The following is a 14,520-nucleotide window of genomic DNA, read 5'->3' on the forward strand; positions in this document are numbered from 1 at the left end:
CCGGACCGGTGCTGGGGTGAGGACGGGTCCCCGCCGGAGCCGGGCGCTCCGGCATGCCCTGGCGCCAGGGTGCCTGTCCTGTCCGCGTGTCGGCGCGGTTGGTATCGAGAAGTGAGGGTGACGGATGGCCGAGCGGGTGGGCGCGGATCCACGGGGCGGCGTACCGGCGTTGCCGGGCGACGGCGGCATCGGCGAGTCGGAGCTGCGCCAGTTGCTGGCCGGGCTGACCGCCGTACGGGACGGGGACTTCCGTACCCGGCTGCCCGACGGCGCGGACGGGCTGCTCGGGGAGATCGCGACCGTTTTCAACGGGATGGTCAACCAGCTGTCGCTGTTCACCTCCGAGGTGACACGAGTCGCCCGAGAGGTGGGTACCGAGGGCACTCTGGGTGGTCAGGCCGACGTACCCGGGGTCGGCGGCGCCTGGTTGGACCTCACGGATTCGGTCAACTTCATGGCCGGAAACCTCACCGCCCAGGTGCGCTCCATCGCCCAGGTCGCGACGGCCGTGGCCAAGGGCGACCTCTCCCAGAAGATCACCGTCACCGCGCGCGGGGAGATCCTGGAGCTGAAGGAGACCATCAACACGATGGTCGACCAGCTCTCCGGATTCGCCGGGGAGGTCACGCGCGTGGCCCGCGAGGTCGGCACCGAGGGCCGGCTCGGCGGCCAGGCGGACGTCAAGGGCGTCTCCGGCACGTGGAAGGACCTGACGGAATCGGTCAACGTCATGGCCGACAACCTGACCGCCCAGGTCCGTTCGATCGCCGAGGTCACCACCGCCGTCGCCCAGGGCGACTTGACGCAGAAGATCCGGGTGGACGCCCGCGGGGAGATCCTGGAGCTGAAGGAGACCATCAACACGATGGTCGACCAGCTCTCCGCGTTCGCCGACGAGGTGACGCGCGTGGCCCGTGAGGTCGGCACCGAGGGCAACCTGGGCGGCCAGGCCACCGTCCGGGGGGTCTCGGGCACCTGGAAGGACCTCACCGACAACGTCAACGTCATGGCGTCCAACCTCACCGGACAGGTCAGATCGATCGCCCAGGTCGCCACGGCCGTCGCGCGCGGCGACCTGTCGCAGAAGATCACCGTGGAGGCGAAGGGCGAGGTCGCCGCGCTCGCCGGCGTCATCAACACGATGGTCGACACGCTGTCCGCGTTCGCCGACGAGGTGACCCGGGTGGCCCGCGAGGTCGGCACCGAGGGCCGGCTCGGCGGCCAGGCCCGGGTCCCCAACGTGGCGGGCACCTGGAAGGACCTCACGGACAACGTCAACTCCATGGCGAACAACCTCACCGGCCAGGTCCGCAACATCGCCCTCGTCACGACCGCCGTCGCCAACGGCGACCTGTCCAAGAAGATCGACGTGGACGCCCGCGGCGAGATCCTGGAGCTGAAGACCACCATCAACACCATGGTCGACCAGCTCTCCTCCTTCGCCGCCGAGGTCACCCGCGTCGCCCGCGAGGTCGGCAGCGAGGGCCGGCTCGGCGGCCAGGCCGAGGTCGAAGGCGTCTCCGGCACCTGGAAGCGGCTGACCGAGAACGTCAACGAGCTCGCCGGGAACCTCACCCGCCAGGTCCGGGCCATCGCGGAGGTCGCCAGCGCGGTCGCCGAGGGCGACCTGACCCGCTCCATCACGGTCGACGCCTCCGGCGAGGTCGCCGAACTCAAGGACAACATCAACTCCATGGTCGGCTCGCTGCGCGAGAGCACCCGGGCCAACCAGGAGCAGGACTGGCTCAAGTCCAACCTGGCCCGCATCTCCGGCCTGATGCAGGGCCACCGCGATCTCGCCGCCGTCGCCGAACTCGTCATGGACGAACTGACACCGCTCGTCGCCGCCCAGTACGGCGCCTTCTACCTCGCCGAGGACGGCCCCCGCGGAACCGCCGTCACCCTCGTCGGCTCCTACGGCCGCCCCGCGGACGCCGTGGAGGGCACGAGGTTCGCCCTCGGGGAGTCCCTCGTCGGCCAGGCGGCCCGCAGCCACCGGATCATCGCCACCGACCGGGTCCCCGGCGACTACATCATCTCCTCCGGGCTCGGCCACACCACTCCGGGCAGCCTGATCATCCTGCCGATCGTCGTGGACGACCAGGTCCTCGGCGTGATCGAACTCGCCTCCTTCAGTGCCTTCACCCCCGTGCACCGGGACTTCCTCGCCCAGCTGATGGAGACCATCGGCACCAACGTCAACACGATCGTCGCCAACGCCCGCACGGACGAGCTCCTCGACGAGTCCCAGCGGCTCACCGGCGAACTCCAGGCCCGCTCGGAGGAACTCCAGGTCCAGCAGGAGGAACTCCAGCGCTCCAACGCCGAACTGGAGGAGAAGGCCGCGCTCCTCGCCAGCCAGAACAGCGACATCGAGGCCAAGAACCTGGAGATCGAACAGGCCCGGCAGGAACTGGAGGCCCGCGCCCAGCAGCTGTCCTTGGCCTCCACCTACAAGTCGGAGTTCCTGGCCAACATGAGCCACGAACTGCGCACCCCGCTCAACAGCCTGCTCATCCTGGCCCAGCTGCTCGCGCAGAACCCCACCCGCAACCTCACCCCCAAGCAGGTCGAGTACGCGGGCATCATCCACTCGGCCGGCTCCGACCTGCTCCAGCTGATCAACGACATCCTCGACCTGTCCAAGGTCGAGGCGGGCAAGATGGACATCAACCCCGAGCGGGTGGATCTGCCCCAGCTGCTCGAGTACGTCGACGCCACCTTCCGGCCGATGACCACGCAGAAGAGCCTCGACTTCACCGTCACCACCGCCCCCGACGCGCCCAACGACCTCCTCACCGACGACTCGCGGCTGCGCCAGATCCTGCGCAACCTCCTGTCCAACGCCGTCAAGTTCACCGAGCGCGGCGGCGTCGAGCTGCGCATCGAACCGGCGGCCGCGCCCGAGATCCCCGCCGGGGTCTCCCGCCGCGGCCCCATGCTCGCCTTCCGGGTGCGCGACACCGGCATCGGCATCCCCGAGCAGCAGCTGGAGTCCGTCTTCGGAGCCTTCCAGCAGGCCGACGGCACCACCAGCCGCAAGTACGGCGGCACCGGCCTCGGCCTCTCCATCAGCCGCGAGATCGCCCAGCTCCTCGGCGGGGCCGTCACCGCGGAGAGCACGCCCGGCCAGGGCAGCACGTTCACCCTGTACCTCCCCGTCAGCCGCGCGGACTACGAGGACGCCCCGTACGGCGACACGGCCGTCGCGCCCTCGCCCGCGGGCACGAACGGGGCGGGCGAATCGGGCCGACATGACACCCCGGCACTCCCGGCACAGCGGCGCACCCGCCGCCTGCTGGTCATCGAGGAGCGGCCGAACGGCCTGCTCTCCCTCGTCGCCGAGAGCGCCGACCGCGACTTCGCCCCCCACCCCCACGCGGCCGGGGAGCGCGGCGGCATCCAGGTCGTGGGCGCCACCAGCTCACGGGAGGCGGCCGCGGCCCTGGCGTCCGACGCCTTCCACTGCGTCGTCCTCGAACTCGACATGCCGGACGGCGAAGCGCTGCGCTTCCTCGACGCCCTCGACGGCGACCCCGCTCTCTCCTCGCTCCCCGTCCTCGCCCACAACAACCCCCGGGTCCGGACCGGACGGGAGGAGGCCCTGCGGGAGCGGGCCGCCTCACGCCGGGTGGAGCTGCTGTCCAGCCTGGACGAACTGCGCGAACGCATCGCCCTGCACCTGTCCGCCGAGCAGCCCGGGGACGTACTGCCCCTCGTGCACGCGGACACCCGGCAGCAGGACACCCACGTGCCCGACGGCGACCTGGCCGGGCGCACCGTCCTCGTCGTCGACGACGACGCCCGCAACCTCTTCGCCCTCAGCGGGGTCCTGGAGCTGCACGGCATGCGTGTGCTCCACGCGGAGGACGGACGCAAGGGCATCGACGCCCTCACCGGCAACGCCGACGTCGACCTGATCCTGATGGACGTGATGATGCCGGAACTGGACGGCTACGCGGCCACCGCCGAGATCCGGCGGATGCCGGCGTACGAGGCCCTGCCCATCATCGCGGTCACCGCCAAGGCGATGCCCGGGGACCGGGAGAAGAGCCTGGCCGCCGGCGCCAGCGACTACGTCACCAAGCCCGTCGACGCCGACGACCTCATCGCCCGCGTCCGGCACTGGCTCACGCGATGACCGGGGACACGCCACGGGGCGGGGCCGTCCACCCGCCGTCGGCACCAGTCGCGGGGCAGACCGGCCGCACCATCCCGCAGCAGTCCCCGACCCCTCTGGGGCGGCTCGTCGCCACCGTCGAAAGGCTGCGCCGGGAGGTGCTGGAGGCACAGGCCGCCGCCGACGGCCGGGCGCTCGTCGAGCTGGCCAAGGGCATCCTCATCGGCCAGCTGAACTGCACCCCCGCCGCGGCGGCACGGCAGCTCGACCTGCTGTGCCGGGAGAGCGGCACGTCCCGCCTCGAACTCGCCGCCGACATCGTCAACCAGGCGTCCCGCGACCACGTCAGCGAGATCGCCGCCGCGTTCGTCGAGCGCGCCGGCACCGACGACGACCCCGCAGAGCACTCCACGGTCTCGGTCCGGCTGCGCACCGCCGAGAGCGGCATGCTGGCCGCGGCCTCCGACACCCAGGCCGTCGCCGAGTCCCTCCTGACCAACGCCCTGGGGCCGCTGGGGGCCGTCGCCGTCGCCGTCTGGACCGCCGTGCCCGACGGCTCGCTGGCCCTCGCCGGCCACGCCGGCTTCCCGCCCCGGGAGGCCGTCCGCTGGCGCCACGTGCCCCCGGGCGTCTCCACCGTCGCCGGCCTCGCACTGCGGGAGCGCCGCCTGGTGACCCTGTCCCGCACCCAACGCACGGGGCTGCCCTCGATCGGCCACCTCCAATGGCCCGACGGCGGACGGATGGCCGTTCCCACCGGGACGGGCGGACGGATCCACGGCGTCCTCGAAATCTGCTGGCCGCAACCCCTGGCCCCGCAGCCGCCGCAGATCGAGCGCCAGGTCGAGGCCCTCGCCGAGCTGTGCGCCCGCACCATGGACGCCTCGGCGCCGGGCGACCCGACGGCCGGGGACGCGCTGCTCCCGGACGTCGCGGAGCTCATCGACCTCGCCGAGGGACTGCAGGACCCCGCGGTGGTGCTCACCCCGGTCCTCGACCCCGAGGGCCGCCTCACCGACTTCCGGATCCGGCACGCCGGCAGCCGGTTCGTCGACCCCGTGGGACGGCCGCGCGGCGACGTCAACGGCGCACTGCTGCTGGAGGCCTACCCGATGGCCGCCGCCGAGAACGGCCTGTTCGACATCATCGAGCGCGTCCACGCGACGGGCGAGCCGTTCCGCGCCGAACGCATGAGCCTGACCGCGCTGGTCGACCAGATCCCGCTCACCTCGGTCGCGGACATCAGCGTCAGCCGCCACGGCGCCGCCGTCCTGCTGATCTGGCGGATCGAGGACGAGACGGCCCGGCTGGCCAACCTCCTCCAGCACGCCCAGCGCCTGGGCCGCATCGGCGGGTTCGAGGAGAACCTCGCCACCGGGGAGACCACCTGGAACGCACAGCTCTACGCGCTCCACGGACTCCCGGCCACCGCGCCCCCCGTACGGCTGCGGGAACTGCCCGGCCACGCCCATCCGGACGACTCCGCCGCACTCGGCCGCTTCCTGCGGGCCCTGCTGCGCCACCGCCGCCCGTCCTCCGTCAATTTCCGCCTGCAGCGGCCCGACGGAATCACCCGCCACATCCGGGTGGTCGCCGAGCCGGTCCTCGACGCCGACCAGCGGCTGCACGCCGTACGGGGCGCCTACCAGGACATCTCTGCCCAGCACTGGACCGAGGTGGCACTGGCCGCGACCAGGGACCAGCTCGCCCACACCGAGGCCGAGTCCGCCGAACGCAACCGGCTGGCGCTCCAGCTCCAGCACGCCATCATGCCGCCCACGCCAACGGCCATCGAGGCTCCCGGGATGCGGGTCGCCGTCCGCTACCGGCCGGCCGAGACCGAGTCGCTCGTCGGCGGCGACTGGTACGACACGGTGCTCCTGCCCTCCGGTCTGATCATGCTGTCCGTGGGCGACGTCGCCGGCCACGGCATCGAGGCCGCCACCGGCATGGTCGTGCTGCGCAACGCCCTGCGGGGCCTGGCCGTCACCGGCGCGGGCCCGGGCCAGCTGCTGTCCTGGCTCAACACGGTCACCCACCACCTGGCCAAGCACGTGACCGCCACCGCCGTCTGCGGCCTCTTCGACCCGGGCACGCGGGTTCTGCGCTGGGCGCGCGCGGGCCACCTGCCGCCCGTACTCGTCCGCGGCGGCCGGGCCGAGGCCTTCCCCCTCATCGAGGGCCTGCTGCTCGGGGCCCTGCCCGATGTCACGTACGGCGAGCGGGAGGTCCAGCTGGAGGCGGACGACACGCTGCTGATGTTCACGGACGGGCTGGTGGAACGGCGGGACTCCTCGGTCCAGGACTCGCTCGGCCACCTCGTGAACGCGGCCGCCGCCGGGTCCGGGGATCTGGACGCCCGGCTGGACCGGCTCCTCGCCGGGAGCAGGTCGGACACGGACGACGACACGTGCGTGATCGGCATCCAGGTCGGCTGAGGCCGTGAGGGGTTGACCACGATGCTCTACCTGCCGGTAACTTGAGCGCGGTCCAGAAGCGCCGACGGAAGGAACGGGCACGTGCCGCACCACGACCTGACCGGCTTCACCGAAGGTTCGTTCACCCACGACGGCGCGACCCGCCGCGTCCTGCGCGCGGGCACCGGCCCCGCCGTCATCGTCATGGCGGAGATCCCGGGCATCACCCCGAAAGTCCTGGAGTTCGCCGCGCGGGTGGCCGCGTCGGGCTGCACCGCCGTGCTCCCGGTGCTCTTCGGCGAGCCCGGACGCGACCCGGACCCGCGCGCCGTCGGCTGGGTGAACAGCGGCCGCTACATGGCGTCGACCATGTGGCGAGTGTGCGTCAGCCGGGAGTTCACCCTGCTGGCCACGGGCCGCAGCTCCCGGGTCGTAGGGTGGCTGCGCGCCCTGGCCGCCGCCGAGCACGAGCGGTGCGGAGGTCCCGGCGTGGGCGCCGTCGGCATGTGCCTGACCGGAGGGTTCGCCCTGGCGATGGCCACGGACGAACGCCTGATCGCCCCGGTCCTCTCCCAGCCGTCGCTGCCGCTGGCCTGCACCTCCGGCCGCGCCGCCGCCATCGACGTCAGCCCGGAAGACCTCGCCGTGGTCCGCGGACGCTGCGAGCGCGAAGGGCTGCAGGTCCTCGGCCTGCGCTTCCGGGGCGACCGGCTGGTCCCGGCCGACCGGTTCGCGTACCTGCGGCGCGAACTCGGCGACGCCTTCGTCGCCGTCGAACTGGACGACGGCGACGCGAACCCCGAGAGCGCCCTGCCGCCGCACTCCGTCCTGACGGAGCACCTCGTCGACGAACCGGGCCGGCCCACCCGCGCGGCCCTCGACACGGTCCTCGACCTCTTCCGCACCCGCCTCCTGCTCGAGGACCGTCCCGCCATCGCCGACTGACCCCGCGGGCCCGCCGCCCACGAGGCCGCGCCCGGGAGCTCCGCCAGGGCCTCACCGGTTCTTGGGGCGCGTTGCGCGGGCCGGGGGGCGGTCGAGTGGCAATCTGGGGCATAACACCATAAACCCGCGACCCAGTGCGTCGTTCGTCCCGTCCTCGGCAACGGCTCGCCGCCCGCGAGCCGTTGTGTGCCCGGAGCGGCTTCGTCCGCTCATCAGACTCAAGTAGTTTGTATATGTCGGTGACCGACGTATGGTGGGTCCTGAAGATCCTTCCGGGGCGCAGCGGATTCCGCCTGCCGCACCGGGATTTCGCCTTGCGACGGAGACGGAGTGCTCATGGCCACCAGGAAGAACCTCACCGCCAACCGGGAATCCCTCGTCCACAAGGTCCGCTACGCGGCGAGCCGCCCGAACCGCATCGCTCCATACCTCAAGCGCGCCGCGCGCGACCGGTGGCTGGCCTTCAAGCACCCCGACCACGTGAGCTACTACCGGGCGGTCATGGCCTCGGACACGCGCCGCAACCCCGAGGCCGCCGTCGGCAGCCAGACCCACGAACGCTGGCTCGCCCTCGGGAAGATGCAGTTCGACTACCTGCTCGGCCACGGACTGAAGCCCGAGGCCCGCATGCTGGACATCGGCTGCGGCAACCTGCGCGCCGGCTGGCGCTTCATCGACTACCTCGACGCGGGCCACTACTACGGCATCGACATCTCGCCCGACATCCTCATCGCCGCCAAGCGGACCCTGACCGACCGCGGCCTGCAAGCCAAGGTCCCGCACCTGACGATCACCAGGAACCTGACGCTGGACTTCCTGCCCGACGGCTACTTCGACGTTGTCCACGCCCACAGCGTGTTCTCGCACTCGCCGATCGAGGTGATCGACGAATGCCTCGCCCACGTGGGCCGCGTCCTGGCGCCCGGGGGCCACTTCGACTTCACCTTCGACCGCACCACCGGCGCCGAACACCAGGTCCTGCGCGAGGACTTCTACTACCGGACGCAGACCCTCGTCGACCTCGCCGCCCGGCACGGACTGGCGGCCCGCTTCATGGAGGACTGGGAGGAACTCGGCCACGGCCAGTCCAAGATCCGCGTGAGCGCCCTCGGGGCCGACGCACTGCTGCCCGACGCCTGACACCTGATGCCTGACGCCTGACGCCTGACGTTTGAGGCCGTGCCCGGCGGCGGATCAGGCGTGGCCGGCCGTACCGGAATTCCTGCGGCGCCACAGGCGCACGGCCAGGCCCGTGGCCGCGAGCAGCACCAGGCACGGTACGGCGTTCGCCTCGCCCACCACCCCGGAGAAGTGGCCGAGGACGAGGAACGGCGCCGCGGCCAGGGCGAACCCGCCGGCCGTGCGGACGCCGGACAGGGCCGGCAGGCCCGCCAGGACCAGCACGGCGAGGACGGGCACGGCGAACCGCCAGAGCGGGACCATGCCGATCCCGTCGGCGTCCAGCAGGGCGAGGACCGCCACGGACAGCGGCGCCCAGATCAGCAGCGCCACGAGCCCCGCGGCGCTGCCGATCCGGCGCGGCGGCCGAAGGTCCGCGGGACACAGCAGCGGCAGCGCCGCGATCAGCAGGGGCGGCAGCAGGTACGCCGCGTGCTCCAGCGGCATGTCCAGGGCGCCCGGCAGCGAGACGGCGAGCAGGCAGGCCGAGGTCCCCGCCACGCCGGCGAACGCGGAGCGCGCGCCGAGGGCGTAGCGGCCGCCGAGCGCGAGGACGGCGCCGAGGAGGGTCAGCAGGTCGCAGGCGACGAGGGTGTGGCCGATCGGACCCTCGAAGTCGGGCCGGCCGGTGACGTACGCGCGGTTGAGCGTCGAGGCGAGCAGGAACGCTGCGCGTGCGCCCATCGCGGCCAGCGCGAACGGCGCCGCGGCCGCGAGCAGCCGCCCGCCGCGGTGTGCGGAGCCGACGCGCAGACGCAGGCGCAGCGCGTGCGCCGCGATGTCGCAGCCCTCCCGCAGGCGGGCGAGCGGCCCGGCGTCCTCGGTCGCCTCGCGGTAGGCCTCGGCGATCTCGTCACCGAAGTCCCGGCGGAACTGTGCCGGGTACAGGCGCAGCAGACGGAGGCTCACGCCGTGGCCGTCTCGCCGGAGACGCCCAGTCGGCGGGAGGCCTCGCGGGCGGTCGCGGCTATCCGCGCGGCCTCGGCGGCCAGGCTCTCCCGGCCCGCGGCGGTGAGGCTGTAGGTGCGCCGCAGCCGGCTGTCGACGATCTGCTCCTCGTGGACCTCGATCAGCCCCTGCCCCAGCAGTCGCTCCAGCGCCCCGTACAGGGTGCCCGTGCGCATCTTGACGCGCCCGTCCGAGATCAGCTCCACCTCGCGGGCGATCGCGTACCCGTGGCGGGGCTCGTCCGCGAGCGCGGTCAGGAGGAGGAGGGTCGGTTCCTGCATCGCGCGATCACTCATACCCGCATGGTAAGTCACCCACCGGCATATGTCGCCCGAATGATGCCCTCCGGGGCCGCACGGCTCAGGAGACGGCGTACCACTGGCTGGCCCAGCCGGTGTTGATGGTGGCCGTCGACTGCTCGCCGAGGTTCACGGTGGCGGGCAGCGAAGTCTGGCCGGTCAGGATGCTGCTGTACCGCAGGTTCGGCGGCGTCAGCCCGGCATTGACGGAGATGCCGGCGCCCGTGGACTTCAGGGTGAGGGCGTTGGTGGCCCAGTTGCCGTTGAGCAGCAGGGCGATGAAGTACGTGCCGGGGGCGGCCGTGAAGGGCTTGGCGAGGGGCAGCGGCTTGGCGATGGCGTCGGTCATCAGCTGGGGTGAGATGTCCGCGGTGGACCCGACCAGCGCGCCCTTGGCGTCGTACACGCCCAGGTAGCAGTTGGCCAGCTGGGCGTTCGTGTCCAGCCCGGCCAGTCCCAGCCAGATGTTCGACCAGGTGATCTGCTCGCGCAGGACGATCCGCACCAGCGTGATCCGGCCGCCGACCCCCGCCGACGACTGGGCGGTGACGTGGCCCGCGTCATTGGGGTCGCCGGTCCAGGCCAGCAGGTTCTGGTCCTGCGGCCGCGGCCCTTCGAATCCGGAGCCGGCGCCCGGCGCGGCCGGGGCGGACGCCGTGGGGCCCGCCGTCGCGGTCCGGCCCTTGTCCGGGGCGGTGCTGCAGCCCGCGAGGGCGAACACCAGCGCGAGCGCGGTGACGAGGCCGGTCGCGGCGGTGGTGGTGGTACGGGTGCGCATGGTCCCCCCATGAGGTGCTGGTTGTGCCGACGGACATGATCACACGACCGTCGGCCCGGGCCGGAGGGCGAGGGTCCAGGTGTGCACGACCTGCTGGCCCGGCCGGTCCTCGGGCTCCTCCACCACGGTCACGGTGAGCTGGTCACCGGTACGGCGCAACCTGCCGCGGTAGCGCCAGGTCCGGTCCGGGGGCACGGGAAGCAGCTCGGCGAGGACGGCGCTCCCCAGCCGCCGGTCGACGGCGCGCAGCACGCCGGCGTCGAGGACCAGGACGGTGCCGTCCGCGAGCACCAGGGGCTCGGGGCACAGCGGGTCGGTGAGCGACGGCCCGATTTCGACGGTGCCCCCGGGCAGCAGCCGCACCACCCTGCTGCGGGTCGGCAGGTTGCGGTCCGTCTCGACGACGCGGATGCCCGTACCGGCGACGTAGTGGCCGTAGCTGCGCCACGAGTCCACCAGGGCGCCGTCCCGGTCGTGCTCCCAGGTGTCGAAGACGTCGTAGCCCTCCAGGCCGAGGAAGAACCGGCCGCCGCGCAGCACCGTGCCGCTCGCGCCGCGCAGCTCGGCGACGAGCGTGCCGTCCGCCAGGTCCAGCAGCAGGGCCGGGCCGAGGTGTCCCCAGGGGGTGTACTCGAAGGAGTCCGTGGTGACCAGGACCCTGCCGCCGGAGATGTGGGCCGCGTTCGGGATGCCGGCACAGGGGGCGGTCCACACCGCACGGCCGGAGGCGTCGACGCAGCGGACCTCCCCGGCCCGGCCCAGCACGCGCAGCCCGTCCCGCCGTGCCAGGGGCTGCTCCGCGGTGCACGCGTCATCGTGCGCCGGCTGCCCGGCCTTGCGCCGGTACTTCACCACACGGACGCGCCACCCGCCGCCGCCCCCCGTCCCCGCCCGGCCGCTCTCCCCGCTTCTCGCCATGGCCCCAGATGCTAGGGGCAGTGACCGAACGGCCCAAGGCGGGCCCTCGTCCCGGGGCCGCCCCGCGCGACCGCGCCTATCGTGGGAGGAACCTCACGACCGGGACGGAAGCACACGGACAGGTGGATCGTGAACGGATCCGGGATCAATTACCGGGCGGTGTTCCACGCGCTCCCGGGCGCGGTCGCCCTGCTGACCCCGGACCTCGTCTACCTGGACGTCAACGCGGCCTACCTGTCCGTGTCCGGCCGCACCCGCGAGGAGCTCGTCGGCCGCCGTCTGTTCGACGTCTTCCCCGACAACCCCAACGATCCGGAGGCGACGGGCGCGCACAACCTGCGCGCCTCGCTCGAGCGGGTCGTGGCCACCGGGGAGCGCGACACCATGGCCCTGCAGCGCTACGACGTGGAGGACCCCGAACGCCCCGGGGCCTGGCAGGAGCGGTACTGGAGCCCCGTCAACGTCCCCGTCCTCGCCTCCGACGGCAGCGTGGCGCTGCTGGTGCACCGGGTGGAGGAGGTCACCGAGCTGATCCGGGCCCGGGGGGCGCGCAGCGGTCCGGGCTCCACCCACGTCCTGGAGTCCGAGCTCTACACCCGCGCCCGGGAACTCCAGGAACTCAACGAGCGGCTGCGGCAGGCCCACGCCCGCGAGCGCGAGGTGGCCCTCCACCTGCAGGAGGCGATGCTCCCGGAGCCGAGCCCGCACCATCGGGCGGCCGTGCGCTACCTGCCCGCCGCCGCGGCCCTGAACGTGTGCGGGGACTGGTACGACCTGGTCGACACCCCCGGCTGCACCGTCGTAGCCGTCGGGGACGTCGTCGGCCACGGACTGGCCGCGGCCGGGGTCATGGGCCAGCTGCGCAGTGCCCTGTCCGCCGCCTCGCTCGTCGCGGAGGGACCCGCGCAGGCCCTGGAGGCCCTCGGCCTCTACGCCCGCTCCGTCGCGGGCGCCGAGTCCACCACCGCCGTCTCGGTCTTCATCGACTGGCACGGGCGCACCCTCACGTACAGCAGCGCCGGCCACCTCCCGCCCGCCCTCTGCGACCCCGACGGCACCGTCGTCTTCCTCGACCGGGCCACCGACCCCCCGCTCGGGGCCCGCCCCGAACACGCGCCGCGGCCCCAGGCCCGTACGGACTTCACCGAGGGCTCGCTCCTGGTCCTCTACACCGACGGACTCGTCGAGCGCCGGCGCGAGGACATCGACACGGGCCTGGACCGGCTCGCCGACGCCCTCGCCCGGCACCGGGCCGCCGATCCCGCCGCGATCGCGGACGCCCTCCTGGCCGAGCTCGTACCGCCCGTAGGCGTCACCGACGACACCGTCCTGGTCGTCCTCCGCCTGGAAGGGCAGGCCGACACGCCCACCGGATTGCATGAACATGCGTGAGCCTGCATACTCTTCCTATGTCTAAGGTCCTCACCTCCCTTCCCACCGGCGAGCGCGTCGGCATCGCCTTCTCCGGCGGACTCGACACCTCCGTCGCGGTCGCGTGGATGCGCGACAAGGGTGCCGTCCCGTGCACCTACACCGCCGACATCGGCCAGTACGACGAGCCCGACATCGCATCGGTGCCGGCCCGCGCCTCGGCGTACGGCGCCGAGATCGCCCGTCTGGTCGACTGCCGCGCCGCGCTGGTCGAGGAGGGGCTGGCCGCGCTCACCTGCGGTGCCTTCCACATCCGCTCCGGCGGCCGGGCGTACTTCAACACGACGCCGCTCGGTCGCGCCGTCACCGGCACCCTGCTGGTCCGCGCGATGCTCGAGGACGACGTCCAGATCTGGGGCGACGGCTCGACCTTCAAGGGCAACGACATCGAGCGGTTCTACCGCTACGGCCTGCTGGCCAACCCGCACCTGCGCATCTACAAGCCCTGGCTCGACGCGGACTTCGTCACCGAGCTCGGCGGCCGCAAGGAGATGTCGGAGTGGCTGCTCGCCCACGGCCTCCCCTACCGCGACAGCACCGAGAAGGCCTACTCCACCGACGCCAACATCTGGGGCGCCACCCACGAGGCCAAGACCCTGGAGCACCTCGACACGGGCGTCGAGACCGTCGAGCCGATCATGGGCGTGCGGTTCTGGGACCCCTCGGTGGAGATCGCCGCCGAGGACGTCACCATCGGCTTCGACCAGGGCCGCCCGGTGACGATCAACGGCAAGGAGTTCGCCTCCGCCGTCGACCTGGTGATGGAGGCCAACGCCATCGGTGGCCGGCACGGCCTGGGCATGTCCGACCAGATCGAGAACCGCATCATCGAGGCCAAGAGCCGCGGGATCTACGAGGCCCCCGGCATGGCGCTGCTGCACGCGGCGTACGAGCGCCTCGTGAACGCGATCCACAACGAGGACACCCTCGCGCAGTACCACAACGAGGGCCGGCGTCTCGGCCGCCTCATGTACGAGGGCCGCTGGCTGGACCCGCAGGCGCTGATGATCCGCGAGTCCCTCCAGCGCTGGGTCGGCGCGGCCGTCACCGGCGAGGTGACGCTGCGGCTGCGGCGCGGCGAGGACTACTCGGTCATGGACACCACGGGACCGGCGTTCAGCTACCACCCGGACAAGCTGTCCATGGAGCGCACCGAGGACTCGGCCTTCGGCCCGGTGGACCGGATCGGCCAGCTCACCATGCGCAACCTCGACATCGCCGACTCGCGCGCCAAGCTGGAGCAGTACGCCGCGCTCGGCATCGTCGGCAACACGCACGAGACGCTCATCGGGGCCGCCCAGGCCGCCTCGACGGGCCTGATCGGCGCGATGCCGGAGGGTGGCGCCGAGGTCATCGCCTCCCGCGGCCGTGCCGAGGGCGACGACGAGCAGATGCTCGACCGCGCCGCGATGGAGTTCGGCACCGACTGACCCGCGGCGGGCCGCGGCCCGCCGCCGCGTCGGTGCCCCGCGCCGCACCGGCCGC

The 14,520-nt window shown here is 72.7% G+C and carries 10 protein-coding genes; 6 read left to right on the plus strand and 4 right to left on the minus strand.

Going from position 1 to position 14,520, the window contains the following annotated elements; translation table 11 throughout:
• Positions 1–124 precede the first annotated feature (124 nt).
• From E6U81_RS05380 to E6U81_RS05395, 4 genes are all read left to right on the plus strand, one after another.
• The gene (locus E6U81_RS05380; protein ID WP_136228889.1) at positions 125–4,141 is read left to right on the plus strand and encodes a HAMP domain-containing protein; all 4,017 of its coding nucleotides are present in this window, start codon (positions 125–127) and stop codon (positions 4,139–4,141) included.
• A complete protein-coding gene (locus tag E6U81_RS05385; RefSeq protein WP_136228890.1) occupies positions 4,138–6,558 on the plus strand; it encodes a SpoIIE family protein phosphatase in 2,421 nt (806 codons plus the stop codon). The genes E6U81_RS05380 and E6U81_RS05385 overlap by 4 nt, the downstream gene beginning before the upstream one ends.
• 81 nt (positions 6,559–6,639) lie before the next feature.
• Positions 6,640–7,482 carry a dienelactone hydrolase family protein gene (locus tag E6U81_RS05390; RefSeq protein ID WP_136228891.1) on the plus strand — a complete coding sequence of 281 codons (843 nt, stop codon included), beginning with the start codon at positions 6,640–6,642 and terminating at the stop codon, positions 7,480–7,482.
• Positions 7,483–7,818: 336 nt separating this feature from the next.
• A complete protein-coding gene (locus tag E6U81_RS05395; RefSeq protein WP_136228892.1) occupies positions 7,819–8,622 on the plus strand; it encodes a class I SAM-dependent methyltransferase in 804 nt (267 codons plus the stop codon).
• Positions 8,623–8,676: 54 nt separating this feature from the next.
• Here the strand turns inward: E6U81_RS05395 and E6U81_RS05400 are convergent, their stop codons facing one another.
• The 4 genes from E6U81_RS05400 to E6U81_RS05415 all read right to left on the minus strand — a co-directional run bounded on the left by E6U81_RS05400 (position 8,677) and on the right by E6U81_RS05415 (position 11,604).
• A complete protein-coding gene (locus tag E6U81_RS05400; protein WP_136228893.1) occupies positions 8,677–9,570 on the minus strand; it encodes a hypothetical protein in 894 nt (297 codons plus the stop codon).
• Positions 9,567–9,905, minus strand: coding sequence for a PadR family transcriptional regulator (locus E6U81_RS05405; protein WP_136228894.1), 339 nt, complete (start codon positions 9,903–9,905; stop codon positions 9,567–9,569). Before E6U81_RS05405 ends, E6U81_RS05400 begins: the two co-directional genes overlap by 4 nt.
• A gap of 64 nt (positions 9,906–9,969) precedes the next feature.
• Positions 9,970–10,686, minus strand: coding sequence for a hypothetical protein (locus tag E6U81_RS05410; RefSeq protein WP_136228895.1), 717 nt, complete (start codon positions 10,684–10,686; stop codon positions 9,970–9,972).
• 39 nt (positions 10,687–10,725) lie between these two features.
• Positions 10,726–11,604 (minus strand): hypothetical protein, encoded by an 879-nt coding sequence (locus tag E6U81_RS05415; RefSeq protein WP_206309838.1) that lies wholly within the window; start codon positions 11,602–11,604, stop codon positions 10,726–10,728.
• Positions 11,605–11,733: 129 nt separating this feature from the next.
• On the opposite strand from E6U81_RS05415, the gene E6U81_RS05420 reads away from it, so the two are divergent.
• Positions 11,734–12,996: a SpoIIE family protein phosphatase gene (locus tag E6U81_RS05420; RefSeq protein ID WP_206309839.1), complete on the plus strand. Its 1,263-nt coding sequence runs from the start codon at positions 11,734–11,736 to the stop codon at positions 12,994–12,996.
• A gap of 17 nt (positions 12,997–13,013) precedes the next feature.
• On the plus strand, positions 13,014–14,465 hold the full coding sequence (gene argG / locus E6U81_RS05425; RefSeq protein WP_030655070.1) for an argininosuccinate synthase: 1,452 nt from the start codon (positions 13,014–13,016) through the stop codon (positions 14,463–14,465).
• Positions 14,466–14,520: the final 55 nt, after the last annotated feature.

The organism is Streptomyces sp. A0592 (assembly GCF_004795115.1).
Lineage (GTDB): Bacteria > Actinomycetota > Actinomycetes > Streptomycetales > Streptomycetaceae > Streptomyces > Streptomyces erythrochromogenes.